The organism is Streptomyces sp. NPDC032161 (assembly GCF_040636995.1).
In the GTDB taxonomy this organism is placed as follows: domain Bacteria; phylum Actinomycetota; class Actinomycetes; order Streptomycetales; family Streptomycetaceae; genus Streptomyces.
Map to the genome: position 1 here is coordinate 577812 of NZ_JBEZVN010000002.1, position 23556 is coordinate 601367.

A 23556-nucleotide genomic window follows, 5' to 3' on the forward strand; every position below is an offset into this window, starting at 1 on the left:
CAAGTTTGTTGAGGCTACCCAAGCCTATTTCAACGACATCCGACCGTGGCGTAGTTCAAAGCCTGCCACCTGCCAGGAATTGGGTGCGCCCCCAGGATCAAGCACTGCCGAGCCATGTGGCGCGGCACGCTGCCGTAGTCATCACCGCTCGCTCGCCTCAGCCCGCTGAGGCCACTCCCGCCAGCACGCGACGTTAGCCCCCCGCTCTCCCCAAGGTTCCGGGGCCCGATCACCGGACCCCAGGGAGAAGCCCCTCATGGCAGGCGAGACCGCCAACAACAACGAAATCGTCATACCCTCGCTCACCCGCGTGTGGCTCGCCGAGGTCGGCACCACCGCACCGGCCGACGCCACCGTGGCAATGCCCGCCGGGTGGCGAGCCGTCGGCCTCACCACCGAAGACTCGCTGAAGTTCAACAACGAACCGAACTTCGAGCAGGTCCGCAGCGCCCAGAGCAGTTACCCGACCCGGACCTTCCAGACCCAGGACGCGTCGACCATCGAAGTCGACCTTCACCAGTGGTCCGGGCCCAACTTCCAGGCCGTGTACGGCGGCGGCGAGATCACCGAAATCACCGCCGCCGACAGCAAGAAGCACTACAAGTTCACGCCGCCCCGGATCGGCGGCCGCACCGAGATCGCCGCATGCATTGAGGTGATCGACGGCAGCAAGCACTACCGCTACATGGTCCCGCGCTGCATGCAGATGGAGGGTGTGAACACCGAACTCGCCAAGACGAAGGAAGCCGTCTTGCCCCTGCGTCTGGCCGTGCAGGGCGGCGACGACGCAGACGCCTGGTACGTCATCACCGACGACCCGAGCTTCGCACCGGCCACCACGCCGCCCCCGGCCGGCTGCCCTCTCGCCGCGGCAGCGCGCGACGCAAGCCCTACCGGCTTGCCACTGTCCGCGCGCTGCCGCACCCCGCGACTCAGCCCGCACACACGAGAGGCCAGCCCACGATGTCCTTCGTCATCGACCTCGACGCTGCCGAGCGCCGCGAGGTCCAGTACCCGCACGGCATCCCGGTCAAGTACCGCGAGGAGCAGTTCATCTACCCGGCCGAGCTCCCGGCCAAGACGCTCGACCCGCTGCTCTCCGATGAACTCGACCTCATCGGCCTGCTCCGCGACGTCGTCGAGGCCAGCGAGAATCCGGCCGCGTCCGTCGTCATCGACCTCATTTTCACGCGCCCGCACCTCCCACGCCGGTTCGTCGAGGCCATCTACGACGTGCACCGCATCCTCCTCGGCGAGGAGGAGTACAAGCGGTTCGAGGCCCTGAACCCCTCCCTCCCCGCCTACGTCCGCCTCACCACTGGCCTGATCAAGGTCTACGGCGTTGACCTGGGAAAGTCCTTCGGACTGGGCGACTCCTCCAAGAGCGATGGGGAGACGTCGAGTCCGACCTCAGCCAATACCACGGGCTCGATGCCCGAGGGATCTGGCGACAGCCCGGAACCCGGCTTCCTCGGACTGAGGCGTCTGATCGTCCTGATCGACGGCCTCCCCGAGAACTCCCGCGTCCAGTCCGCCCAGATCAACGGGTGGACCAAGGAGACGAAACTCCTGGCGCAGCTGATCGAAGAGGTCAGCATCCTGGCCGCCGATCGGCGACGTGACGAGCCGACGTCCATCCCTCGCCCGTTCAACCCCGCCGAGTCCGCTCCCGAGCGGACCGGCGCGCGGTCGCAGCCGCAGCCCGCCCCCAAGCTCACAGGACACCGGCAGATGCTCGCCGGACCAAGGAGACCCGCTACAGCCCCACGCTCGTCGACAGGCTCAAGACGAGCCCGCGCCTGAACACCAAGGACGTCCCGATGCCGCCGTACCTGGTGGACGCCCTGGAGGAGTTCATGGAGCAGCAGCCGCCGCGGGTCACCCAGAACGTCCTGTGGGAGCACAAGAAGACACTCACGGAGTGCAAGCGCGGCACGGCACGCGCCCTGTTCTGGAGCGCGCGCAACAACCTCATCTGCCGGAACCACTTCAACGACGACGCATGGAAGCCCACGCTGCGGAAGCTGGGGATCAAGGACGAGATGGGGAAGCTCCCCACGTTCCATGACCTGCGGCACACCTTCATCTCCACGTGCCTTCAGAACGGAATCCCGGAGCACACCGTGGCGGCGTGGGTCGGCGACTCCGTCGAGGAGCTGCGCCGGACGTACAGCCACCTCCTGCGGGACCACGCGGACACGCACGGAGCCATCGCCGCGGGCCTCACGGCGCGGCCGTTGCGGTCCGCCGAGCCTGTCGCGGCGTGACCTCAGCGCCTCTCCGGGCGCGAGCGCAGAACCCTCAGCGGGGCTGAGGCCGATGTCGGCCTCAGCCCCGCTGGCGCGTTTGCGCCCCGCAGAACCGCGGATCTATCCGGGGCAATCAGAGAGGTACAACCTGATCACGCCCCGCCGCGCGATGTTCCGACGGGACGCTCCATCCCATCAAAGGCCCAGGACAGCGGCGTCCTGCAGCACGTGAAGGGCCGAATCAAGCAGACTCGTAGACCCCCGTGCCATGGCTACCTTCACGGCTACGTACGTAGCCGTGAACCCCGGTTTGGACCCGTACGGAACGGGTTCTAGCCGAGGGCCTGAATCCACGAAAAAGAGCCTCTGACCAGCTAAAATGCCGATCAGAGGCCCTTAGCGGCAGACGAGTCGGGCTGTACGCCGGGTTCTGTCACCCGGTCGCCTCGCGGCGGCCGGGGAGACGGCCATCCATCTAGGACCGGCATTGCTGCCGGCCTCGTGCGGTCTACCCGCGAACTCGGGCGGGCCGCCCTCGATCATTCGCGCAGGGCCGTCTCACGACGGCCCCTCTTGACCTTGCTCCGGGTGGGGTTTACCTAGCCGCCTGGGTCACCCCAGGCGCTGGTGGTCTCTTACACCACCGTTTCACCCTTACCGAGGACCGAGGTCCCCGGCGGTCTGTTCTCTGTGGCACTGTCCCGCGGGTCGCCCCGGGTGGCCGTTAGCCATCACCCTGCCCTGTGGAGCCCGGACGTTCCTCGGGGAGATCCGAAGATCACCACGCGGCCGTCCGCCCGGCTCGTCTGCCGTGCCGACCATGCTACCCGCCCGGCGGGAGCCCCCGACGCGGCAGGGCCCGGGGCGGGCGGGGGCGGCCGGCGCTTGACCTTGCCGTTGCGTCAACGTTTCTACTGGCCTCATGCGGATAGGAGAGATCGCCGCGCTCGCCGGGGTCACCTCGCGGGCGGTCCGGCATTACCACCACATCGGTCTGCTGCCCGAGCCCGGGCGCCGCGCCAATGGATACCGGGTCTACGGCGTGCGTGACGCGGTGAAACTGGCCCGGATACGTCGGCTGACCGAACTGGGGCTCACGCTGGACGAGGTCCGTGATGCCCTGGCCGACGACGACGGCCGTGAACTCCTCGACATACTCGCAGAGTTGGACGCGGATCTGGCGCGCCAGGAGCGTGCGATCCGGGAACGGCGGCTGCGGCTGGCCCGGCTGCTGGACACGCCGGGCGGCTCCGGGGAGTCCATGCCGCCCGCGCTGGTGGAGCTGCTGGGCACGGCGCCCGGCATCGCCTCCCCCATGGCCGTCAGGGACCGCGAGCACCTCGTGCTGCTGGAGACGATGACCGGCGGCGATTTCTCCGACACGCTGCGGCCCATGGCCGAGGACCCCGACCTGCTGGCCATGTACGAGCGGCTGGACGCGCTGGCGGAGGCTCCCGCGGACGATCCGCGCATCGCCCCGCTGGCCGCCGATCTGGCCGCCGCCGTACCGGAGGAGGTACTGGACGGGGTGCTGGCGGTGGCCTCCTCCGGCGACCCGGTCACGGCGTCCGGCTTCGGTGAGGCGCTGCTGGAAGAGTGCGCGCCCGCGCAGGCCGAGGTGGTGCGCCGGGTGATGGCCGCGCTGACCGCGCGCATGGCGGAACGTGCGGCGGGGCGGGGAACGGGGTGAGTGGGGTGAGCAGGCGGGTGGTGCGGGGTGTCGCGGGAGCCGCCCTGGCCGTGGAGGCGGTGCTGGTGGGCTGCCGGGCGGCCGGGGTCCGGACACCGGGGTCGGTCCTGGCGGGGGCGGCGGTGCTGGTGGCGTGCGCCATGGCGGTCGAGTGCGTCGTACTGGGGCGGCTGTGGCTCGTGGCGCGGCGCGTGGGTGCCGGTCGGCGGGCGGCGGCGGGCGCGGTGGTGCGCACCGCCGTGCCGGGGCCGGTGCGCCGGCTCGTCGCGCACGAGGCACGGGCACTGCGCAGCCTCGGGCTGTGGGTGCTGCGGCGGCGCCACGGCGTGCCGGGAGACGCCCTCGCCGTGCCGTACACCGGTCCACAGACGGCGATGGTGTACGGCCTGCTGTTCGTCGCGCTGGTCGAGACGCTGGTGCTGGCGCTGCTGATCCCGTGGCCGGTCGTGCACGCGGTGGTGCTGGCGCTGGACGCGTACGGGGTGGTCTTCGTCCTCGCGTTCCACGCGTCGTGCGTGACCCGGCCGCACGTGGTGGGGGCCGACGGGGCGCTGCGGATCCGTTACGGCGCCCTGTTCGACGTGCGGGTTCCGGCGGGGACGGTGGCGTCCGCGCGGGTCGAACGGCGCTGCCCCGAGGGCGGATCGGTGCGGGTGGGCGCCGACGGGGTGCTCGATCTCGCCGTGGGCGGCCAGACGACGGTGACGGTGGAGCTGACCGGTCCGGTGGCCTTCGTGCGACCGCTGGGGAAGCGCGGCTCGGCGCGGACGGTGCGGTTCCACGCGGACGATCCGGGGGCCGTCGTGACCGCTCTCGTACGGGGGCCGCGGAAGTCCCCGTAGGCTGGCACGAGGCCCTTCGCGGGCCGTTCACCTGTGCGTACGTACGAAGGGAAACGCCGTGCTGGTGCTGTTGCCGCCGTCGGAGGGCAAGGCCGCGTCGGGGCGGGGCGCGCCGCTGAAACCGGAGTCGCTGTCGCTCCCGGGGCTGGCCGCGGCGCGGGCGGCGGTCCTCGACGAACTGGTCGAGCTGTGCGTGGCGGACGAGGAGAAGGCCCGTGACGTCCTGGGGCTGAGCGAGGGGCTGCGCGGCGAGGTCGCGAAGAACGCGGAACTGCGGACGGCGGGAACGCGGCCGGCCGGGGAGATCTACACCGGGGTGCTGTACGACGCCCTGGACCTGGCCTCGCTGGACGCGGCGGCCAAGCGGCGGGCCGGGAAGTCGTTGCTGGTCTTCTCCGGGCTGTGGGGCGCCGTGCGGGTGGGCGACCGGATTCCGTCGTACCGCTGCCCGATGGGGGTCAAGCTGCCCGGCCTGGGCGCCCTCGGGGCGTACTGGCGCGGCCCGCTGGCCGAGGTCATGCCGGAGGCGGCCGGGGACGGGCTCGTCCTGGACCTGCGGTCCTCCGCCTACGCCGCCGCATGGAAGCCGAAGGGGGAGGTGGCGGAGCGCACGGCGAGCGTGCGGGTGCTGCACTCCCAGATGGTGGACGGGGTCGAGAAGCGGTCCGTGGTCAGCCACTTCAACAAGGCGACGAAGGGCCGGCTGGTACGCGACCTGCTGGTGTCGGGCGCACGGCCGAAGGGGCCCGCGGAGCTGGTCGGGACGTTGCGGGACCTCGGGTACGTGGTGGAGGCCGAGGCCCCGGCACGGTCCGGGCGGGCATGGTCGCTGGACGTCGTGGTGACGGAGATCCACTGACGCGGGACCGGCCGAGCCACCGAGGAGGCGTTGCAGCATGCGCAACGCGCGTTGTGCATGCTGCGTATGCGCGGCAGGATGTGCCGCATGACCTCCTCCGTGCTGGACCTTGCCCCCGTCCTCCCCGTAGTCGTCCTGACGGACGCCGCCGACGCGGTGCCGCTCGCCCGGGCCCTGGTCGCCGGGGGGCTCCCGGCCATCGAGGTCACGTTGCGGACGCCCGCGGCCCTGGACGCGATCGACGCGATCGCCGACGGGGTGCCGGACGCGATGGTCGGCGCGGGCACGGTGATCTCGCCCCGGAACGTCGCCGACGCGGTCGCCGCGGGGGCCCGGTTCCTGGTCAGCCCGGGCTGGACGGACCCGCTGCTGGACGCGATGCGGGCGTCGGGGACGCCATTCCTGCCGGGGGTCTCGACGACGTCCGAGGTGGTCGCGCTGCTGGAGCGCGGGGTCACGGAGATGAAGTTCTTCCCGGCCGAGGCGGCGGGCGGCACCGCCTACCTCAAGGCATTGTCCTCGCCGCTGCCGCAGGCCCGGTTCTGTCCGACGGGCGGCATCTCGGCGGCGTGCGCCCCGTCCTATCTGGCGCTCCCCAACGTCGGTTGCGTGGGCGGCAGTTGGATGGTCCCGGCGGATGCCGTGGCGGCGAAGGACTGGGCGCGGGTGGAACGGCTCGCGCGCGAGGCCGCGGCGCTGCGCGGCTGACCGGGACCGATCCGGTCCCGGGGACGAGGACGGGAGACGCCTTGACCCGGGGCCGGGACGGCCACGGGCAGCCCGGGACGGGGACGGGACCACGGGACCGGACCGGGGCGGGCATCCGCCGTCCGGGACGAGTGCCCGCCGTCCGTCCCGGCACGGGGCAGGACCGGTTTCCCGGGCGGATGCGCCGCGAGCGCGGCCTACCTCAGGTGCGAGGTGTCGTTCAGCAGCCGGAGCGAGGCGTTCCCGTCCGCGTAGTACGCCACCGCGGACACCGACGCCGCCGAGAGTTCCATGCGGAACAGGGCTTCCGGCGGGGCACCGAGGGCCAGCCGGACCAGGATCTTGATCGGCGTCACATGGGTGACGAGGAGGACCGTACGGCCCGCGTGGCGGGCGACGAGACGGTCCCGGGCGGCCGCCACCCGACGGGTGACCTCGGCGAAGCTCTCGCCTCCCCCGGTGGGAGCGGCCTCCTCGGACGCGAGCCAGGCGTCCAGGTCGGAGCCGTGGCGTTCACGCACCTCGGCGAACGTCAGCCCCTCCCAGGCGCCGAAGTCCGTCTCGCGCAGCCCCTCATCGATGCGGACCTCCAGGCCGAGCCGGGCCGCCACCGCGCCGGCCGTTTCGCGGCAGCGCCGCAGCGGTGAGCTGACGATCTCCTGGATGGTGCCCCGGGCGGCCAACGACCGGGCGATGGCCTCGGCCTGACGGCGGCCCGCCGCGGAGAGTTCGGGGTCGGTGCCGCCGCTGCCCGAGAACCGCTTCTCGGGGGTGAGGGCCGTCTCGCCGTGCCGGAGCAGGACGAAGGTGGCGGGCGCGCCGAGGTCGGGGGCAGCGCCCCAGCCCACCTGGGGCGCGGCCGTCGCCGGGACGGCCGCCCGCTCCGGGGCCGTACCCGCCGTGGGAGCCGCGCCGGTGACCGCGGCCGCGTCCGTGTCCGTCACCGGGGCCGCCGTCGCCGTACCCGTCGCTGCCGCCGTACCCACCGACGGCCGGGAGGCGAGGGCCGCGCGTGCCCTCGCCGCGCCCGCCGTCGCGTCACCGGGCGGGCCGGAGACCGGGGGCAGGGCGTCGGCGACCGACGGCCGGGCGGTGTCGAGCGCGGCCGTCGACGCCGACGGGTCCCACTGCTCACCACGTCGGCCCGCGTCCATCGCCTCGTTGGCGAGCCGGTCGGCGTGCTTGTTCTGCTCGCGGGGGATCCACTCGTACGTGACGGCGGAGGGCGGCAGGACGCGCGCCGCCTCGGCCGCGAGCGGCTTCATGTCCGGGTGCTTGATCTTCCAGCGGCCCGACATCTGTTCCACGACCAGCTTGGAGTCCATCCGGACCCGCACCCGGAGCGAGTCGTCCGCCGACGCGTCCGGTACCAGCGCCCTCGCCGCCTTCAGGCCCGCGATCAGGCCCTTGTACTCGGCGACGTTGTTCGTCGCGACGCCGATGTACTCCGCCGCCTCGGCAAGGGTCTCCCCCGTCGCCGGGTCAATGACGACGGCCCCGTAACCGGCGGGCCCGGGGTTGCCCCGGGATCCTCCGTCGGCCTCGACGACGAGTTGGCGCGGCGGGGTCATTACAGGCCCGACTCCGCCGTGCGGACCAGGATGCGACGGCAGTTCTCGCAGCGCAGCACGGTGTCCGGGGAGGCCGCCTTCACCTCGTTGATCTCCGTGATGTTCAGTTCGAGGCGGCAGCCCTCGCAGCGGCGCTGGTAGAGGCGGGCGGCGCCGATCCCGCCCTGCTGCTCGCGGAGCTTGTCGTACAGCTTCAGCAGGTCGGCGGGGACGGAGGCGGCGACGACCTCGCGCTCCTTGGTGACCGACGCGGCCTCCGTGTCGAGCTCCTCGGTCGCGGCGTCACGGCGGGCGGTGGCGTCGTCCGCCTTGGCCTGGACGGCGGAGACCCGGTCGGACAGCTCGGTGACGCGCTCCTGGGCGGCCTCGCGGCGCTCCATCACTTCCAGGACGACGTCCTCCAGATCGCCCTGGCGCTTGGCCAGCGAGGTGATCTCGCGCTGGAGGTTCTCCAGGTCCTTGGGCGAGGTGACCGCGCCCGAGTCGAGGCGCTGCTGGTCGCGGGCGGCCCGCTGGCGCACCTGGTCGACGTCCTGCTCCGCCTTGGTCTGCTCGCGGGCGGTGTCGCTCTCCTCGGTCTGCGAGGCGATCAGCAGGTCGCGCAGCTGCGCGAGGTCGCTGGTGAGCGACTCGATCTCGGCGTGCTCGGGCAGCGACTTGCGCCGGTGGGCGAGCTGCGACAGGCGGACGTCGAGGGCCTGGACGTCGAGGAGTCGGATCTGGTCGGCGGGCGCGGCGTTCAGTTGGGGGCTCCAGAAGAGTGGTGGGTGGTGGTGGTCCAGGGGTCGGTGACCCGCTTCGAGACGTGGACCCGCAGGTCCCATCCGTGGCGGTCGGAAATCGCGTCGAGCTGTGCGGCGGCCTGTTCGCACCAGGGCCACTCGGTGGCCCAGTGCGCGGCGTCGACCAGGCCGAGCGGGGAGTGCTGGATGGCCTCGGACGCCGGGTGGTGGCGCAGGTCGGCGGTGAGGAACGCGTCGACGCCCGCGGCACGCACCGCGTCGAAGAGGCTGTCGCCGGACCCTCCGCTGACCGCCACGGTGCGCACCGTGGCCGCCGGGTCCCCGGCGAGCCGGATGCCCTGGGCGGTGGCGGGCAGCCGGGCGGCGGCGCGGGCCGCGAAGTCGGCCAGGCTCTCGGGGTGGTCGAGCACACAGATCCGGCCGAGGCCGCGACGGCCCGCGGGGTCGGTGGGATCCGGTACGAGGGGCCGTTCGACGCGCAGGTCGAGGGCACCGGCGAGGGCGTCCGAGACGCCCGGGTCGGCGGTGTCGGCGTTCGTGTGGGCGACGTGCAGCGCGATGTCGTGCTTGATCAGGGTGTGCACGACCCGGCCCTTGAAGGTGGAGGCGGCGACCGTCGTCGTACCGCGCAGATAGAGCGGGTGGTGGGTGACGATCAGCTGGGCACCGAGCCGGAGCGCCTCGTCGACGATCTCCTGGACGGGATCGACGGCGAAGAGGACCCGGTCCACGTGCGACTCGGGCTCGCCGCAGACGGTGCCGACCGCGTCCCAGCTCTCGGCCCGCTCGGGCGGCCAGAGCGCGTCGATCTCGGCGAGGACTTCAGACAGACGGGGCACAAGGAAAAGGCTACCTGCCCGCCGCGCGCCGTCGACCAGGGCCGCCGGTCGTCGCCGTCGGCCCCGCGGTCGGCGACGACCGGCGGCCTCCCGCCGGCCGTGGCCACCGGTCCGTCACAGCCGGCCGACGGCGCCGCGGAACGAACCCGCGGCGCCGTGAGGCCGCCCCGCACCCCGGGCCGTGTCGGCTACTTCACGAGGTCGGCGCGGAGGTCGTCGAGGACCAGGTCGGCGGCCGTGACGCCGAGGCCGAGGTACCAGGTCTCGTCGGGAACGTCCTTGGCCCGGCCCTCCTTGACCGCCTTGAGGTTCTTCCACAGCGGGTTGGACTGGGTGGTGTCGCGCTTGGTGGCCTTCACGTCCCCGTAGACGCCGGTGAAGATCCAGTCGGCGTCGGCCTCGTCGATCTTCTCCGAGCTGATCTCCGCCGCGAGGTCGTCGATCTGCTGGTTCTTGGGCCGGGGCAGGCCGACGTCCTCAAGGATGGTGCCGATGAAGGACGCCTTGGCGTAGAGGCGGATCCGGTCCGGCATGTAGCGGACCATGGAGATGGTCGGCTTGTCCGCGCCGATGTCGTCGCCGAGCTTCTTCGCCTTCGCCTCGTAGGCGTCGAGTTCGGTCTTCGCCTTGGCGGTCCTGTCCAGCGCCGCGGCGTTGAGGAGGTAGTTCTCCTTCCAGGTGAAGCCCGGGCGGATGGAGAACACGGTCGGCGCGATCTTGGAGAGCGCGTCGTACTTGTCGGCGGCGCGCAGCTGACTGCCGAGGATCAGGTCGGGCTTGAGGTTGGCGATCGCCTCGAGGTTGAGGTTGTTGATGGTGCCGATGTTCTTCGGGTCACCCGCGTCCTTCTTCAGGTACGAGGGGATGGCCGCGTCGCCCTCGGAGGGGGCGTAGCCGACCGGCTCGACGCCCAGCGAGACGACGTTGTCGAACTCGCCGACGTCCAGCACGACGACGCGCTTGGGGGCCGCCTTGATCTCGGTCTTGCCCATGGCGTGGGTGACCGTCCGGGGGAACTCGCCCGCCTCGGCGTCCGTCCCGTACCCGGCCGTCTTCTTCGCGGCGTCGGCGAAGTCCTTGCCGCCCACCGCGACGGCCGCCTTCTTGTCGCCGCCGTTGTCCGACTTGGCGGAGTCCTCGGAGCCCCCGTCACCGCTCCCGCAGGCGGAGAGGGAGAGGGCGGCGGCCACCGCAAGGCCGACTGCGGCGGTGCCGCGGCGACGAAGGGACATGTCTTGCTCCAGTTGTCGATCAAGCCGTAGGTCAAGCAGGTATCGCTTAGGAATGCCTAACCTTAGACAGCCCTCCAGGAGTAACCACAGCCACCCCCTGCCTGTCAGGGAATTACGGACATCACCACCCTTATGCGTGAAGTGCCACAGCTCGCATTGTTCGGCTGGCAGTGCGATTACTACCGTCTGTCGCTGGAGGTGATCGGACCGTGACTGTCAGTGCCATCGAGGGCGGCCCCGCCGGGGCCACTGGGACGGCCGGAGACCCCGGGGACGCGGTACCGCAGGACGACGCCCCGCCGCACACACCGGCGGCGCGGCCCGCGTTCACGATCGCGGCGGACGGCTCGTACGCGGCCCGGCTCGCCGCGCGCGAGGTCCCCGGAGATCCGTGTCACGGGACCGGGGAGCCCCCCGGCGCCGCCGCGCCGGCGTGGTTCGTGGAGCGCTGGACGCTCGACGGGCACGAGCCGTACGCGGTGCCGCTCCCCCTCGACCAGCCGGAGGAACCCGACTCGGACGTACTGCCGTTGACCGACGGGCGGGTGCTGATCCGGCGCCGGGTCGCGGACCGGCACGCGTTCTCGCTGCTCTACCCGACCGGGCCCGGCACCGGTGAACTGTCGCTCGGCACCGTCGGATGCGAGGAGCTGACGCTGTTGCCGCCGTGCCCGGACGGCACCAGCGCGTACGCCCTGTCGCCCGGCGAGCGGTCCACCACCGTCTGGCTGGTCACGGGCGGCGTCCTCGGCCCCGATCCGGTCGCACAGGTGCCGGGACGCTGCACCGGAGGGGTCTGGCTGGACCGGACCGGGCGGATGCTCGCCCTGGACCGGGAGTTGCCGGGCGGCGGGCCGGTCAAGGCGGTGGCCGTGGACCTGGGGCGGGGCGGCGCGGTGACGCCGCTGCTCCAGATCGGGCCGGACAGCGACGACCGGCTGCTGCTCGCCGACCCGGACAGCGGGCTGCTGCTGATCCGCTCGAACGCGCCGGGCCACGACCGGCTCGGCTGGGGGGTGTTGGGGAGTCGTCTGCCGGTGCGCTTCCCGGAGTGCCTGTGTCCGGGGGACGTGGCGGTGACGCCGTTCGCCGTGCAGCCGGGGCAGATGCTGACGCCGGAGGACTGCGCGGTGGCACTGCGCGTGGACGGGGCGGCGGGCAGCTGGCTCGGGCTGTGGCGCCCGGCGGACCGCCGACTGTTCCAGGTGGCCGCTCCCGAGGGCTGGCACGCCGGGCACGGGGTGTGGACCCGGGACGGCGTGCTGAGGCTGCCGTACACCGACGCGAACGTGGCGTGCGGGGTGGCGCAGCTGGACGCGTCGGTGGAGCTTCCCGCGGATGCGACGGCGGACGCGCGGGCGGGTATCGGCCCCTGGGCGGGGACGGGTGCCGCGGCGGGTACGGAAAGCGGTACGCAACCGTCCGCCGCCGCCGTGCATCTTCCTGTGTGCAGGCCGGTTCCACTGGGACAGGCACCACTCGTGGGACGCGTGGTACCTGGTTAAGATTTCGGGCCTGGGCCACGCAGCCGTGTCGGCGGTCGCCGGAGGCGGCCTTGTCGTACCGCGGTGGCGTGTTCGGCCCTGGTGACACTCACACGCAAGCACATAAGCACGTAAGCGATCACGACGGGGTGACTTCCCACATGTCTGAAGCCCGAACCGACACGACCCAGACGCGCCCGCAGGGGGCGGACGCGGAACGGGCCGAAGCCGGCGGCTCCGGAAAGCACCGAGGGGGTGTGTCGACGGACGACACGGCAGTACAGCCGCACGGCCGCCACCGCCGCCCCTCCGAGGGGGACAGCCGGGCGGCCTGACCGCGCGCAACATCGACAGCGACGAGGGACGGGTGGGCCCCGGAAGCCGAGAACGGCTTCCGGGGCCCACCCCGTCTCCGACTTCCGGGAGCCGCTCGTCTCCGGCTTCCGGGGGCGTCTGCTTCGGGCTTCCGGTGCGCGGGGGCGGTCGTTCCCGGTACGCCGGTACGTGGCCCCGTACCGGCGCACGGCCGGCCGTTCCCGTGCCGGTGCGTGTGCGCCCCGCTCAGCCCCGTTTCAGGCCGAGCACCTCCGCCGCCGCGAAGGTCTCGTTCGGCGGGCGGTCGGCGTAGTACGGCGAGAGCAGTTCGTCCAGCTCGTCGAAGGTGAACGCCTCCTTCGACGAGTCGAACTTCGCGGCCACCTTGGGGCGTTCGGCGATCGCGACCATTCCGCCGTGCACGACGAGCAGTTGCCCGTTGACCCCGGCCGCGGCCGGGGAGGCCAGGTAGCCGACCAGCGGCGAGACGTGCTCGGGGGCGAGCGGATCGAGCCTGCCGTCCTCCGGTTCCTGGAAGCCCGCGAAGACGTCCTCGGTCATCCGGGTGCGGGCGCGCGGGCAGATGGCGTTGGCGGTGACGCCGTACTTGGCCAGGGCGAGGGCCGTGGAGGTGGTCAGGCCGACGATGCCGCCCTTGGCCGCCGCGTAGTTCGGCTGCCCCGCCGAACCGGCCAGGAACGCCTCCGAGGACGTGTTGACGATCCGTCCGTACACCGGGCCGCCGGACTCCTTGGAACGGGCACGCCAGTGCACCGCCGCGAAGTGCGTGGTGTTGAAGTGGCCCTTGAGGTGGACCCTGATGACGGAGTCCCATTCGTCCTCGGTCATCGAGAAGATCATCCGGTCGCGCAGGATGCCCGCGTTGTTGACCAGGATGTCGAGCTTTCCGTAGGTGTCGACGGCCAGTTCCACCAGGGAGCGGGCCTGCTCGTGGTCGGAGACGTCGCCGAGGTGCGCGACCGCCCGGCCGCCCGCCGCGCGGATCTCCTCGACGACCTCCTGCGCCGGGGCCGCCGACGCCTCGCCGGAGCCGTCGCGTCCGGCCTGCCCGTAGTCGTTGACGACGACGGACGCGCCGAGCCGGGCGAGTTCCAGCGCCTCGGCGCGTCCGAGGCCGCGGCCCGCGCCCGTGACGATCGCGCTCAGGCCGTCCAGGGGAAGTGACAGGGGATGTGACATCGGGTTCTCGGAACCTCTCAGGAGGGAGCGGGGATACGGGAACGGGGCCGTGGCCGGTTCCTGGGCCGGGGCCTGGAAGTGATCCGGGCCCCGGTCCTGGTCCGGGCCCGGAACCGGGACGGCCCGGGGCCGGGGCGGACGGCGGAAGCGGCGGCGAGGGGTTCAGAGCTCGACGCAGGTGCGCAGCGACGTCCCGGTCCGCATCTGGTCGAGGGCGTCGTTGATGCCGTCCAGCCGCACCCGGTGGGTGATCATCGATTCGAGGTCGATCCGACCTGCCCGCCACAGTTCGATGGCGCGTCCGTAGGAGCGGAGCACGTCGCCCCCGCCGTACATGGAGGGCAGGATCCGCTTCTCGTCGAAGAACAGCTCGAACATGTTGACCTGGAAGTGGTCGTCCAGCGCGCCCGCGCCGACGATGCAGAGGGTGCCGCCGCGCCGGGTGTTCTCGTACGCGGTGCGCGCGGTGGCCGACTTGCCGACGACCTCGAAGACGTAGTCGAAGCCCTCGCCCGCGGTGATCCGCTGCCTGGCGTCGGCGAACTCGTCGGGGGACACGGCCTCGGTCGCGCCGAACCGCAGCGCCGCCTCGCGCCGGGACGCGACCGGGTCCACCGCGACGATCTGGGCGGCGCCCCGCACCCTGGCCCCCTGGACCGCCGAGATCCCGACGCCGCCGCAGCCGATCACGGCGACCGACGAACCGGCCTCCACCCGTGCGGTGTTGATCGCCGCGCCCAGCCCCGTGGTCACCCCGCAGCCGATCAGCGCGGCGATCTCGAACGGGACGTCGTCGGGGATGGGCACCGCGCAGCCCGCGCCGACGACGACCTCCTCGGTGAAGGTGCCGGTGCCGGCGAATCCGAACACGTCCCCGCCGGGGCGCTTGAAGTTGGGGGTGCCCGCGTTCATGAAGCCGGCCAGGCAGAGGTGGGTCTGGCCGCGCCTGCAGGACGGACACGCCCCGCACGCGGGCAGCCAGCAGACCAGCACCCGGTCCCCCGCCTTCAGCCCGGTGACACCGTCGCCGACGTCCACGACCTCGCCCGCACCCTCGTGGCCGGGGATGAAGGGGGCCGGCTGGGGCAGCACGCCGTTCATCGCGGAGAGGTCGGAGTGGCACAGCCCGGTGGCGCGCACCCGGATCCGGACCTTCCCCGGGCCGAAGCCCACCGCCTCGACGTCGTCGAGGACCTCCAGTTCGTCCTGGCCTATCTCATGCAGTACGGCTGCGCGCATGGTGCGGCTCCCCTCATGGGCCCGGGTCGGGTACGCGTCCCGCCGGCCCGTGCCGCGGGCCGGCGGACCTCTCGGAATCGGATCAGGAGTGACGAACAGGAACGGCGGAGGTGCCAGAGGTGCCGGAAGTGCCGGAGACGCCGAGGGCGACGGGAACGGCAGGAGCGGCACGGGTGTCGGGTGACGGGAACGGCAGGAGCGGCGGGCTCCCGGGAAGGTCCGCGGAAGTCTCAGGAGCCCCCCGAGCGCCCGACGCATTCGACGAGGGTGTCGCCGAGCACCGGGGCATCGTCCCGTTCGACGGCGCTCACCTCGACCCGGACGTGGTCCTCGCCGGTCCACATCCGGATGCGGAGGGTCTCGCCGGGGAGGACGATCCCGGCGAACCGGGTGCGGTAGGAGCGGATACGGGTCACGTCGCCGCCGAGCACCGTGTCGGTGACGGCCTTGAGCGTCATGCCGTAGGTGCACAGCCCGTGCAGGATCGGTCGGTCGAAGCCGGCCCGCCGGGCGAACTCGGGGTCGGCGTGCAGCGGGTTCCAGTCACCGGAGAGGCGGTAGAGCAGGGCCTGGTCCGGGCGGATCGGCCGCTCCACGACATGGTCGGGGTCGCCGGTGGGCGGTTCCGACCGTCCGGACGGGCCGCGCTCACCGCCGAAACCGCCCTCGCCCCGCACGAAGATCTGCGCGTCGTTCGTCCACAGCGGCCCCTCGTCGTCGGCGGCCTCGGTACGCAGCACCAGGACGGCCGCCTTGCCCTTGTCGTACACCGCGGCGACCTTCGAGGTCTGCACGGCGCCGCCCTTCACGGGGATCGGCCGGTGCACCCGGACGCTCTGCCCGCCGTGCAGGACGGCGGCGAGGTCGATGTCGATGCCGGGCGAGGAGAGCCCGCCGACGACACCCATGCCCGCACCCGCCACCGTGGCGAAGGAGGGCAGCACCTGGAGCCGGGACTCCAGGGTGTAGCGCAGTTCGCCGGGGTCGGTGGCGGCGTCGGCCCCGGCGGGACCGGTACCCGCGCCGATGCCCAGGTGGTAGAGCTGGACGTCCTTGTGGTCCCAGCTGATCCGGGTGGAACGGGGTTCGGCGGCAACAGCCTTTTCGGCATCGATCGGCATGGGAAAGCTGCTCCTTGACGGTGGGAGACCTCGGCGCGGCCGTCCGCACCGTCGACCGCACCGAGGCCGTGCGGGACCGGCCGTCACACACGTTCTAGAACGTGTTCCAGCCGATGACTCCCATGTATAACGCAGCCCCCAGTCGTTGTGAAGGCTATTGCTGACGATGCGTCAGATCCATGTCGTCGGCCGCCGCCCGGACCCATGACATATGTCATGGCGAAGTCCGTACACACGCCCCTGTCGGTCCCCGGGACCCCTCCGTAGCGTCGTCACCATGAAGCGATCGACGGGGGCCCCGGCGACGGAGCCGACACGACACGGGAACGCGGACGCGCACGCGGACACGGACGCGGCGGCGAAGGCGGGAACGAACACGGGCACGGACACTGCGGCGAAGGCGGGCACGCCCGCCGGAACGCACGCGGCGGCGGACGCGACGACCGACGCGGTGGTGCTCACGTCGCTGGTCAAGAGCTTCCGCCGCGCACGACGGACGGCACGGACGGGAGGGGCGGGCGGAACAAGAGGGACAGGAGAGACAGGAGAGACAGGACGGACGATACGGGCCGTGGACGGCATCGACCTCTCCATCGGCCGCGGCGAGACGGTGGCCCTGCTGGGCCGCAACGGAGCGGGCAAGTCCACCACCATCGGCCTGCTGCTGGGCCTGGACGAGCCGGACTCCGGGAGCGTCCGGGTGCTGGGCCGCACGGCGGAGCAGGCGGTACGGGCGGGGCTGGTCGGTGCGGTTCGGCCATGTCGGTCGGTACGGGCGTGGCGTCCGACAGGACGCTCGGCTGGCTCCGGCAGCTGCGGGTCACGCCGCTCGCCCCGTCGCACGCGGTGGTGGGCCGGGCGATCAGCGGTTCGGTGACCGTGCTGCCGACGATCCTGACGGTGCTGTCGGCCGGTGGCCTGGTCAACGGGGTGCGGCTGGCGGCCTGGCAGTGGATCGCGCTCGCGGTGCTGCTGTGGATCGGCGCGCTGCCGTTCACCCTGCTCGGCCTCGGCAACGGCTACCGGCTGACCCCGCAGGGCACCGGTGTGGTCAACGTGACCTGCCTGATGGGCTTCGCGATCGTCGGCGGACTGTGGTTCCCGCTGGAGATGCTTCCCGGTTGGCTGCGTTCCGTCGGCGGGTTCACGCCCGCCAACCGGTTCGCCGATCTGGGCTGGGCGACCACCGAGGGACACGCGCCCGGCGCGGGCACGATCGCCGTGCTCGGTGCGTGGCTGCTGCTGTTCGGTACGTACGCCGTGCTCTCGTACCGTCGGTCCGCGAGAGCCATGTGACGGGAGTGAACATGCCCGGGAACCGAACAGGGACGGAGACCGAGGCGAACACCGGAACGGACGGCGGGACCGGGACGGAGACCGGGGCCGGGGCGGAGTCCGGGGCGGGCGGCGGGTCCGCCGCTCCGGACCGCCGCTCCTCCCGCGGACGGAGGCGCTGCTGAGCTGGGTGGTGCGGGAGGCGGTGACCAATGTCGTACGCGTACGGCGCCGTACGCGTACACGTTCGGCGCCGTAGGCGTACACGCGCGCAGCCGTTCGCCGCTGTACGCCCCGGTGCGCCCCTCGTTCTGGGACGCTTGCCGTATGACCGACATGCCCGGTGGGCGGCCCGCGAAGTGTGTACGAGTCCTGCTCGCCGAGGACCAGGGCATGATGCGCGGCGCGCTCGCCCTGCTGCTCGGGCTGGAGCCGGACATCGAGGTGGTGGCGCAGGTGGCCGCCGGGGACGAGATCGTGGACACGGCGCTGCTGTCCCGGCCCGATGTGGCGCTGCTGGACATCGAACTGCCGGGCCACAGCGGTCTGGACGCCGCCGCCGACCTGCGGGAGGAGGTGCCGGGCTGCCGGGTGCTGATCCTCACCACGTTCGGTCGGCCCGGCTGTCTGCGCCGGGCGATGGAGGCCGGGGCGGTGGGGTTCCTGGTCAAGGACGGCCCGATCGAGGAGCTCGCCGCCGCGATCCGCCGGGTGCTGGCCGGCGAGACGGTCGTCGACCCGGCGCTGGCCGCCGCCGCGCTCAGTGCCGGGCCCAGCCCGCTGACCGCGCGGGAGCGGGACGTGCTGAACGCGTCCGTGGCCGGGGCGACGGTGGCGGACATCGCGGCGGCGGTGCACCTGTCCGAGTCGACGGTACGGAACCATCTGTCCTCGGCCATCGGCAAGACGGGAACGCGCAATCGGATGGAGGCGGTCCGGGAGGCCCGGCAGCAGGGGTGGCTCTGACGGGGGACGACCGGGTCACCGCTTGGCGGGCCGGTGGCGCGGCAGCCAGAGGGCCATCAGCAGCAGCCCGCCCAGCAGGACGGCGGCGGCCGTGCGGAACGCGAGCGCGTAACCGGCGGTGAGTTCCTCGGGCCCGGTGCCGCCCGCGGTGCGGGCGGCGGCGACGGTGGAGAGCACGGCGAGACCGAGCGCGCCGCCCATCGTGCGGGAGGTGCCGACGAGGCCGGAGACGAGACCGGACTCGCCGGGTGCCACGCCCGAGATGGCGAGCGAGGCGAGCGGGGTGAGTGCCAGGCCCGCGCCGGCCATCATCAGGATGCCGGGCAGACAGACCGAGGTGAGGTACGAGCCCCCGGCACTCATCGTGGACTGCCAGCCGAAGCCCGCGATGGCGGCGGCCGTACCGATGAGCGCCAGGTTCTTCGCCCCGACCCGGGCCATGATCGGTGGTGCGCACTTCGAGCCGAGGACCACGGCCAGCGACGTGGGCAGCAGGGCGAGTCCGGCCTTCATCGGGGTGTAGCCCAGCACCGTCTGGGCGTACACCGTCATGAAGTACCACATCGCGAACGTGCTGGAACCGATGACGAACGTCGCCGCGTTCGCCGAGGTCACCGACCTCGCCCGCAACACCCTGAGCGGCATCAGCGGCTCGGCCGACCAGGCCTCCACCACGACGAACACGACGAGCACGGCCACCCCGCCGAGCAGCGGCACCAGGGTCCGCGCCGCCGTCCAGCCCGCTTCCTCGGTCTGCACGATGCCGTAGGCGACGGCCGCGAGGCCCACCGTCACCAGGACCGCGCCCAGGTAGTCGATCCGCCGCCGTTCGCCCGAGCGGCCCTCGGTGAGCAGGAGTGCGGAGCCGACCAGGACGAGCGCCCCGATGGGCACGTTGACCAGCAGGACCCACCGCCAGGAGAGCAGGTCGGTCAGCACTCCGCCGATCAGCCCGCCGGCCGCGCCGCCGCCCGCGCCGACGGCCATCCAGGTGCCTATCGCCTTCGTCCTGGCCGGGCCCTCGGGGAACACGGCGGTGAGCAGGGTCAGGGTGGCGGGGGCGAGCACGGCGGCGCCGAGCCCCTGCGCGGCGCGCGCGGCCAGCAGCTGCCAGCCCTCCTGGGCGAGGCCGCCGGCCAGGGAGGCGGCGGTGAACAGTCCGAGGCCGGTGAGGAACATCCGCTTGCGGCCGTAGATGTCGGCGGCGCGTCCGCCGAGCAGCATGAACCCGGCGAACGCGATGGAGTAGGCGTTGAGCACCCATTGCAGTCCCGCGGGGCTCATTCCGAGGTCGGTACGCATGGACGGCAGGGCGACGTTGACGACGGACACGTCCAGCACGACGAGGAACTGACCGACACAGGCGGCGAGCGCCGCCGCCCAGGTACGGGTGTCCGGTCCGGTTCGCGGGGGCGTGGATGTTGTGACGTCGACCATGGCCGCCATCCTCGCAGCAGTCCCGCACCTCGTACATCGTCGTACGGACCGGCATCGTCGTACGGACCGGCATCGTCGTACGGACCGGCATCGTCGTACGGACCGGCATCGTCGTACGGACCGGCCGGGTCCGGACCGGTCACGCGCGCACCGGCCTTCTGCCTCCGCTACCTCCGCAACAGCGTCACCACCGCCGCCCCGCCGAGCCCGATGTTGTGGGCGAGGCCGGTGCGGGCGCCCTCCACCTGTCGTTCGCCCGCCTCGCCCCTGAGCTGCCAGGTGAGCTCGGCGGTCTGGGCGAGTCCGGTGGCACCGAGCGGGTGCCCCTTGGAGATCAGCCCGCCGGACGGGTTGACCACCCAACGGCCGCCGTACGTGGTGGCCCCGGACTCGACGAGCTTCCCGGACTCGCCCTCGCCGCACAGCCCCAGCGCCTCGTAGGTGAGGAGTTCGTTGATGGAGAAGCAGTCGTGCAGCTCGATCACGTCGAGGTCGGCGGCCGAGAGCCCCGACGCCTCGTACACCTGCTGTGCGGCGGCCCGGGACATCGGCTGCCCCACCGCGTCGACGCACGTACCGGAGGCGAAGGACTCCTCGGTGTCGGTGGTCATGGCCTGCGCGACGATCTCGACCGCCCGGTCTCCGAGACCGCGGCTCTCGACGAAGCGTTCCGAGACGACGACGGCGGCGGCCGACCCGTCGGAGGTGGGTGAGCACTGGAGCTTGGTGAGCGGGCGGTGGATGGTCTTCGCGGCGAGGATCTCCTCGACCGTGTACGGGTCCTGGAACTGGGCGTACGGATTGTTCACCGAGTGCCGGTGGTTCTTGGCGCCGACCGCGGCGAGCTGCGCCTCGGTCGTCCCGTACCGGTCCATGTGCTCGCGGGCCGCGTTGCCGAAGATCTGGGCGGTGGGCGGGCTCATCTCGAAGCCGTGTGCGGCGGCCATCACCCCGTAGTGGCGGGCGACCGGCGACGTCCTGAAGTCCGCGGCGCCACCGTCCGCCCCGCCCCCGCCGAGCGCGCCCCGGGACATCTTCTCGAAGCCCAGCGCGAGAACGCAGTCGGCGGCGCCGCCCTCGACGAACTGCCGGGCCATCATGAGCGCGGTGGAGCCGGTGGCGCAGTTGTTGTTGACGTTGTAGACGGGCACCCCGGTCAGCCCCAGCTCGTACACGGCCCGCTGCCCGGCGGTGGACGGCTGGAAGCAGTAGCCGACGGGCACCTGTTGCACCTGCGCGTAGTCGATCCCTGCGTCGGCGAGGGCCGCCGTCCCGGCCTCCTTCGCCATGTCCCAGTACTGCCAGTCGCGGGTCTCGGGCTTCTCGAACCTCGTCATCCCGACCCCGACGACGTACGCCTTGGACGCCCTGCGTGTTTCATGCGGCTTCATGGACGAACCCCTTCCGTTCCTTCGGTCGCGTTCGGTTCCTTCGGTCGCGTTCGGTTCCTTCGGCCGCGTTGCGTTCCTTCAGTCACGCGGGAGGCCGAGGATGCGTTCGGCGACGACGTTGAGCTGGACCTGGGTGGTGCCGCCCGCGATGGTCAGGCAGCGGGACATCAGAAAGCCGTGCACGGCCCGCTCGGCCGCTCCCTCGGCGGTCGCCCCGGCCGGGCCGAGGAGTTCGAGGGCCAGCTCGGCGACCTTCTGCTGGTGGGCGGTCTGGACGAGCTTGCGTACGGAGGCGCCCGCGCCGGGTTCGAGGCCGGACACCTGGCGCAGGGTGGTGCGCAGGGAGACGCAGGCGAGCGCGTGGGCCTCGGCGGCGAGGGCGCCGATCCGGGCCCGGTGGCTGCCGTCCAGTTCGCCGGAGCGGGCGATCAGCGCCTCCAGCCCGGTGTCGAAGGTCAACTGATCGGCCATGTGGACGCGTTCGTTGCCGAGGGTGTTGCGGGCGACCCGCCAGCCGTCGTCCGGCGCGCCGACGACGGCGTCGGCGGGCAGCAGGACGTCGTCGAAGTACACCTCGTTGAAGAGGGAGTCGCCGGTGATCTCCTTCAGCGGGCGGATGTCGATGCCCTCGGTGTTCTTCATGTCGACGAGGAAGTAGCCGATCCCGCGGTGCTTGGGGGCGTCCGGGTCGGTCCGTGCCAGCAGGATCCCGTGGTCGGCCGAGCGGGCGGCGCTCGTCCACACCTTCTGCCCGTTGATCCGCCAGCCCTCGTCGGTCCGTTCCGCCTTCGTGCGGAGCGAGGCGAGGTCGGAGCCCGCGCCGGGCTCGGAGAACAGCTGGCACCACTGGAGTTCGCCGCGCAGGGTGGGCAGCAGATAGCGCTCCCGCTGCTCGGGCGTGCCATGGGCGATGAGTGAGGGAATGACCCAGGTGGCGATGCCGAGATCGCTGAGTCGTACGCCCTGCTCCCTCAACTCCTTTTGTACGGCGAGCTGGTGCACAGGGCTCGCGCCCAGCCCGTACGGGGCGGGGAGGTGCGGGGCGGCGTAGCCGGTGGGGGCGAGGGCGCGGCGGGCGGCCTTCGGGTCGAGGCCGCGGACGGCGGCGACGGCCTCGCGGGCCTCTGCGCGGTGACCGGCGGCCTCGGCGGGGAGTTCGAGCACGAGTTCGCGGCGCGCCCCGCCCTCGGCGAGCCGCAGCGCCCGCAGCCGGTGGGCGTCCCCGGGGCCCAGCAGTTGCCGGGCGACCACGGCCCGGCGCAGATACAGGTGGGCGTCGTGTTCCCAGGTGAAGCCGATGCCGCCGAGGATCTGGATGCAGTCCTTGGCGCAGCCGTGGGCGGCGTCGAGGGCTTCGGAGGCCGCGAGGGCGGCGGCCAGGGAGCGCACGTCCGGGTCCGTGCCCGGTTCCTCGGCGGCGCGGGCCGCGTCCCACACCAGGGCGCGGGCCCGTTCGACCCGGACGAGCATGTCGGCGCAGAGGTGCTTGACGGCCTGGAACCGCCCGATGGGGTGGCCGAACTGTTCGCGGACCTTGGCGTATTCGGTGGCGGTGTCCAGCGCCCGGGACGCGATGCCGCATGCCTCGGCGCTCAGAAGGACGGCGGCGAGGTCGCGGACCTGCGCGGTGTCGGTCCGTACGAGGCGCTCCGCCGGGACGAGTACGCCGTCCGCGTGGACCTCGGCCGTGGGGCGGGTGGGGTCGACGCCGCGGTGCTGGCGGACGGTCAGCCCGTCGGCTGCGGTGTCGACGGCGAACCAGAGGGTTCCGCCGGCCGATTCGGCGGGGAGCAGGAGAAGGTCGGCGCCGGCGCCGGACAGGACGGGCGGGGCCGCGCCGTCGAGCAGGTGGCCGTCCCCGTGGTCCACGGCGGTGAGGGTGCCGGCTCCGAGGGCGACGGCGCCGACGCGCCGACCGGACGCGAGGTCGCGCAGCACCGGATCGTCGGCGTCCGCCGCGTGCAGTACGGCGGCGGCGAGTGTGGTCGCCAAGTGCGGGCCGGGAAGCACGCCCCGGCCCGTCTCCTCCAGGACGACGGCCAGATCGAGCAGCCGGCCGCCCCCGCCGCCGTACTTCTCGGGCAGATGGACGGAGAGCAGCCCCTGTTCCGCGAGCGCGCCCCAGTACCCGGGACGCGCTCCGGCGGCGGCCGGGACCTCCGCGTCGAGGAGCCCACGCACCTCCTCCGGTGGTACGGCGCGGGCCAGCCACCCCCGTACGGCTTGCGCCAACTCCCTCTGTTCTTCGGTGATTCCGATGCCCATGCGGATCCTCGCCGGTCGCAGCCACTGGAACGGGCGGCCAGAGTAGAACACGTTCCATTCTGACGGAAGGTCAGACCGCGGTGCGGTCCGGACGGTCGCGGAGTGGCGAAGGGCGGATGACTCCTCGTCG

The 23556-nt window shown here is 72.5% G+C and carries 19 protein-coding genes, 1 other RNA gene and 2 pseudogenes; 10 read left to right on the plus strand and 12 right to left on the minus strand.

The genetic code is table 11. The features are described from left to right. Positions 1-229: 229 nt before the first annotated feature. Positions 230-676, minus strand: a complete 447-nt coding sequence (locus AB0E67_RS08330; RefSeq protein ID WP_362022614.1) for a hypothetical protein — start codon at positions 674-676, stop codon at positions 230-232. A gap of 287 nt (positions 677-963) precedes the next feature. On the opposite strand from AB0E67_RS08330, the gene AB0E67_RS08335 reads away from it, so the two are divergent. Together AB0E67_RS08335 and AB0E67_RS08340 are read left to right on the plus strand one after the other, a co-directional pair. Beyond that, positions 964-1803 carry a hypothetical protein gene (locus AB0E67_RS08335; protein WP_362022616.1) on the plus strand — a complete coding sequence of 280 codons (840 nt, stop codon included), beginning with the start codon at positions 964-966 and terminating at the stop codon, positions 1801-1803. 17 nt (positions 1804-1820) lie between these two features. Then, entirely contained in the window at positions 1821-2267 is a 447-nt protein-coding gene (locus tag AB0E67_RS08340; RefSeq protein ID WP_362022619.1) for a tyrosine-type recombinase/integrase, read from the plus strand. A gap of 385 nt (positions 2268-2652) precedes the next feature. Here the strand turns inward: AB0E67_RS08340 and rnpB are convergent. Continuing rightward, positions 2653-3054: RNase P RNA component class A (rnpB, locus tag AB0E67_RS08345), an RNA gene on the minus strand. 117 nt (positions 3055-3171) lie between these two features. Here rnpB and AB0E67_RS08350 point away from each other — a divergent pair. The 4 genes from AB0E67_RS08350 (at position 3172) to eda (ending at position 6348) form a co-directional block, all read left to right on the plus strand. Then, entirely contained in the window at positions 3172-3939 is a 768-nt protein-coding gene (locus AB0E67_RS08350; RefSeq protein WP_362022622.1) for a MerR family transcriptional regulator, read from the plus strand. Between the two features lie 5 nt (positions 3940-3944). Beyond that, on the plus strand, positions 3945-4781 hold the full coding sequence (locus AB0E67_RS08355) for a hypothetical protein (protein WP_362022625.1): 837 nt from the start codon (positions 3945-3947) through the stop codon (positions 4779-4781). A gap of 58 nt (positions 4782-4839) precedes the next feature. Next, entirely contained in the window at positions 4840-5640 is an 801-nt protein-coding gene (gene yaaA / locus AB0E67_RS08360; protein WP_362022627.1) for a peroxide stress protein YaaA, read from the plus strand. Between the two features lie 87 nt (positions 5641-5727). Continuing rightward, the gene (eda, locus tag AB0E67_RS08365; protein WP_362022629.1) at positions 5728-6348 is read left to right on the plus strand and encodes a bifunctional 4-hydroxy-2-oxoglutarate aldolase/2-dehydro-3-deoxy-phosphogluconate aldolase; all 621 of its coding nucleotides are present in this window, start codon (positions 5728-5730) and stop codon (positions 6346-6348) included. 197 nt (positions 6349-6545) lie between these two features. Here the strand turns inward: eda and AB0E67_RS08370 are convergent, their stop codons facing one another. The 4 genes from AB0E67_RS08370 to AB0E67_RS08385 all read right to left on the minus strand — a co-directional run bounded on the left by AB0E67_RS08370 (position 6546) and on the right by AB0E67_RS08385 (position 10733). Continuing rightward, positions 6546-7919 (minus strand): bifunctional RNase H/acid phosphatase, encoded by a 1374-nt coding sequence (locus AB0E67_RS08370; RefSeq protein ID WP_362022631.1) that lies wholly within the window; start codon positions 7917-7919, stop codon positions 6546-6548. Next, positions 7919-8662, minus strand: coding sequence for a C4-type zinc ribbon domain-containing protein (locus tag AB0E67_RS08375; RefSeq protein ID WP_362023574.1), 744 nt, complete (start codon positions 8660-8662; stop codon positions 7919-7921). The genes AB0E67_RS08370 and AB0E67_RS08375 overlap by 1 nt, the downstream gene beginning before the upstream one ends. Next, positions 8659-9501, minus strand: coding sequence for a Nif3-like dinuclear metal center hexameric protein (locus AB0E67_RS08380; protein ID WP_362022634.1), 843 nt, complete (start codon positions 9499-9501; stop codon positions 8659-8661). The genes AB0E67_RS08375 and AB0E67_RS08380 overlap by 4 nt, the downstream gene beginning before the upstream one ends. Before the next feature lie 188 nt (positions 9502-9689). Next, on the minus strand, positions 9690-10733 hold the full coding sequence (locus tag AB0E67_RS08385; protein WP_362022637.1) for an iron-siderophore ABC transporter substrate-binding protein: 1044 nt from the start codon (positions 10731-10733) through the stop codon (positions 9690-9692). A gap of 209 nt (positions 10734-10942) precedes the next feature. Between AB0E67_RS08385 and AB0E67_RS08390 the strand changes: the two genes are divergently transcribed. Continuing rightward, positions 10943-12238 (plus strand): hypothetical protein, encoded by a 1296-nt coding sequence (locus tag AB0E67_RS08390; protein WP_362022639.1) that lies wholly within the window; start codon positions 10943-10945, stop codon positions 12236-12238. A 540-nt stretch (positions 12239-12778) separates the two neighbouring features. Here the strand turns inward: AB0E67_RS08390 and AB0E67_RS08395 are convergent. From AB0E67_RS08395 to AB0E67_RS08405, 3 genes are all read right to left on the minus strand, one after another. Next, entirely contained in the window at positions 12779-13732 is a 954-nt protein-coding gene (locus AB0E67_RS08395; RefSeq protein WP_351520218.1) for a 3-oxoacyl-ACP reductase, read from the minus strand. A 162-nt stretch (positions 13733-13894) separates the two neighbouring features. Then, entirely contained in the window at positions 13895-14971 is a 1077-nt protein-coding gene (locus AB0E67_RS08400) for a Zn-dependent alcohol dehydrogenase (RefSeq protein ID WP_362022642.1), read from the minus strand. A gap of 230 nt (positions 14972-15201) precedes the next feature. Continuing rightward, on the minus strand, positions 15202-16092 hold the full coding sequence (locus tag AB0E67_RS08405; RefSeq protein WP_362022645.1) for a MaoC/PaaZ C-terminal domain-containing protein: 891 nt from the start codon (positions 16090-16092) through the stop codon (positions 15202-15204). A gap of 451 nt (positions 16093-16543) precedes the next feature. Here AB0E67_RS08405 and AB0E67_RS08410 point away from each other — a divergent pair. From AB0E67_RS08410 to AB0E67_RS08420, 3 genes and pseudogenes are all read left to right on the plus strand, one after another. Next, positions 16544-16846 (plus strand): annotated as a pseudogene (locus AB0E67_RS08410) (ATP-binding cassette domain-containing protein); the annotation flags it as partial. Next, positions 16843-17388, plus strand: a pseudogene (locus tag AB0E67_RS08415) (ABC transporter permease); the annotation flags it as partial. The pseudogenes AB0E67_RS08410 and AB0E67_RS08415, both read left to right, overlap by 4 nt. A gap of 306 nt (positions 17389-17694) precedes the next feature. Beyond that, a complete protein-coding gene (locus tag AB0E67_RS08420) occupies positions 17695-18333 on the plus strand; it encodes a response regulator transcription factor (RefSeq protein WP_362022647.1) in 639 nt (212 codons plus the stop codon). Between the two features lie 15 nt (positions 18334-18348). Here the strand turns inward: AB0E67_RS08420 and AB0E67_RS08425 are convergent, their stop codons facing one another. The 3 genes from AB0E67_RS08425 to AB0E67_RS08435 form a co-directional block, all read right to left on the minus strand. Next, complete coding sequence (locus AB0E67_RS08425) at positions 18349-19779, minus strand: MFS transporter (RefSeq protein ID WP_362022650.1); 1431 nt, start codon at positions 19777-19779, stop codon at positions 18349-18351. 158 nt (positions 19780-19937) lie between these two features. Further along, complete coding sequence (locus tag AB0E67_RS08430; RefSeq protein ID WP_362022653.1) at positions 19938-21161, minus strand: lipid-transfer protein; 1224 nt, start codon at positions 21159-21161, stop codon at positions 19938-19940. 78 nt (positions 21162-21239) lie between these two features. Beyond that, complete coding sequence (locus tag AB0E67_RS08435) at positions 21240-23426, minus strand: acyl-CoA dehydrogenase (RefSeq protein ID WP_362022656.1); 2187 nt, start codon at positions 23424-23426, stop codon at positions 21240-21242. Positions 23427-23556 lie beyond the last annotated feature (130 nt).

Excerpts from the sequence above, each read along its gene's own strand:
- AB0E67_RS08405 (WP_362022645.1), bottom strand. The coding sequence starts at position 16,092 with ATGCCGATCGATGCCGAAAAGGCTGTTGCCGCCGAACCCCGTTCCACC.
- AB0E67_RS08400 (WP_362022642.1), bottom strand. The coding sequence starts at position 14,971 with ATGCGCGCAGCCGTACTGCATGAGATAGGCCAGGACGAACTGGAGGTC.
- eda (WP_362022629.1), top strand. The coding sequence starts at position 5,728 with ATGACCTCCTCCGTGCTGGACCTTGCCCCCGTCCTCCCCGTAGTCGTC.
- AB0E67_RS08385 (WP_362022637.1), bottom strand. The coding sequence starts at position 10,733 with ATGTCCCTTCGTCGCCGCGGCACCGCCGCAGTCGGCCTTGCGGTGGCC.
- AB0E67_RS08420 (WP_362022647.1), top strand. The coding sequence starts at position 17,695 with ATGACCGACATGCCCGGTGGGCGGCCCGCGAAGTGTGTACGAGTCCTG.
- AB0E67_RS08430 (WP_362022653.1), bottom strand. The coding sequence starts at position 21,161 with ATGAAGCCGCATGAAACACGCAGGGCGTCCAAGGCGTACGTCGTCGGG.
- AB0E67_RS08435 (WP_362022656.1), bottom strand. The coding sequence starts at position 23,426 with ATGGGCATCGGAATCACCGAAGAACAGAGGGAGTTGGCGCAAGCCGTA.
- AB0E67_RS08395 (WP_351520218.1), bottom strand. The coding sequence starts at position 13,732 with ATGTCACATCCCCTGTCACTTCCCCTGGACGGCCTGAGCGCGATCGTC.
- AB0E67_RS08340 (WP_362022619.1), top strand. The coding sequence starts at position 1,821 with ATGCCGCCGTACCTGGTGGACGCCCTGGAGGAGTTCATGGAGCAGCAG.
- AB0E67_RS08335 (WP_362022616.1), top strand. The coding sequence starts at position 964 with ATGTCCTTCGTCATCGACCTCGACGCTGCCGAGCGCCGCGAGGTCCAG.
- AB0E67_RS08370 (WP_362022631.1), bottom strand. The coding sequence starts at position 7,919 with ATGACCCCGCCGCGCCAACTCGTCGTCGAGGCCGACGGAGGATCCCGG.
- AB0E67_RS08425 (WP_362022650.1), bottom strand. The coding sequence starts at position 19,779 with ATGGCGGCCATGGTCGACGTCACAACATCCACGCCCCCGCGAACCGGA.
- AB0E67_RS08350 (WP_362022622.1), top strand. The coding sequence starts at position 3,172 with ATGCGGATAGGAGAGATCGCCGCGCTCGCCGGGGTCACCTCGCGGGCG.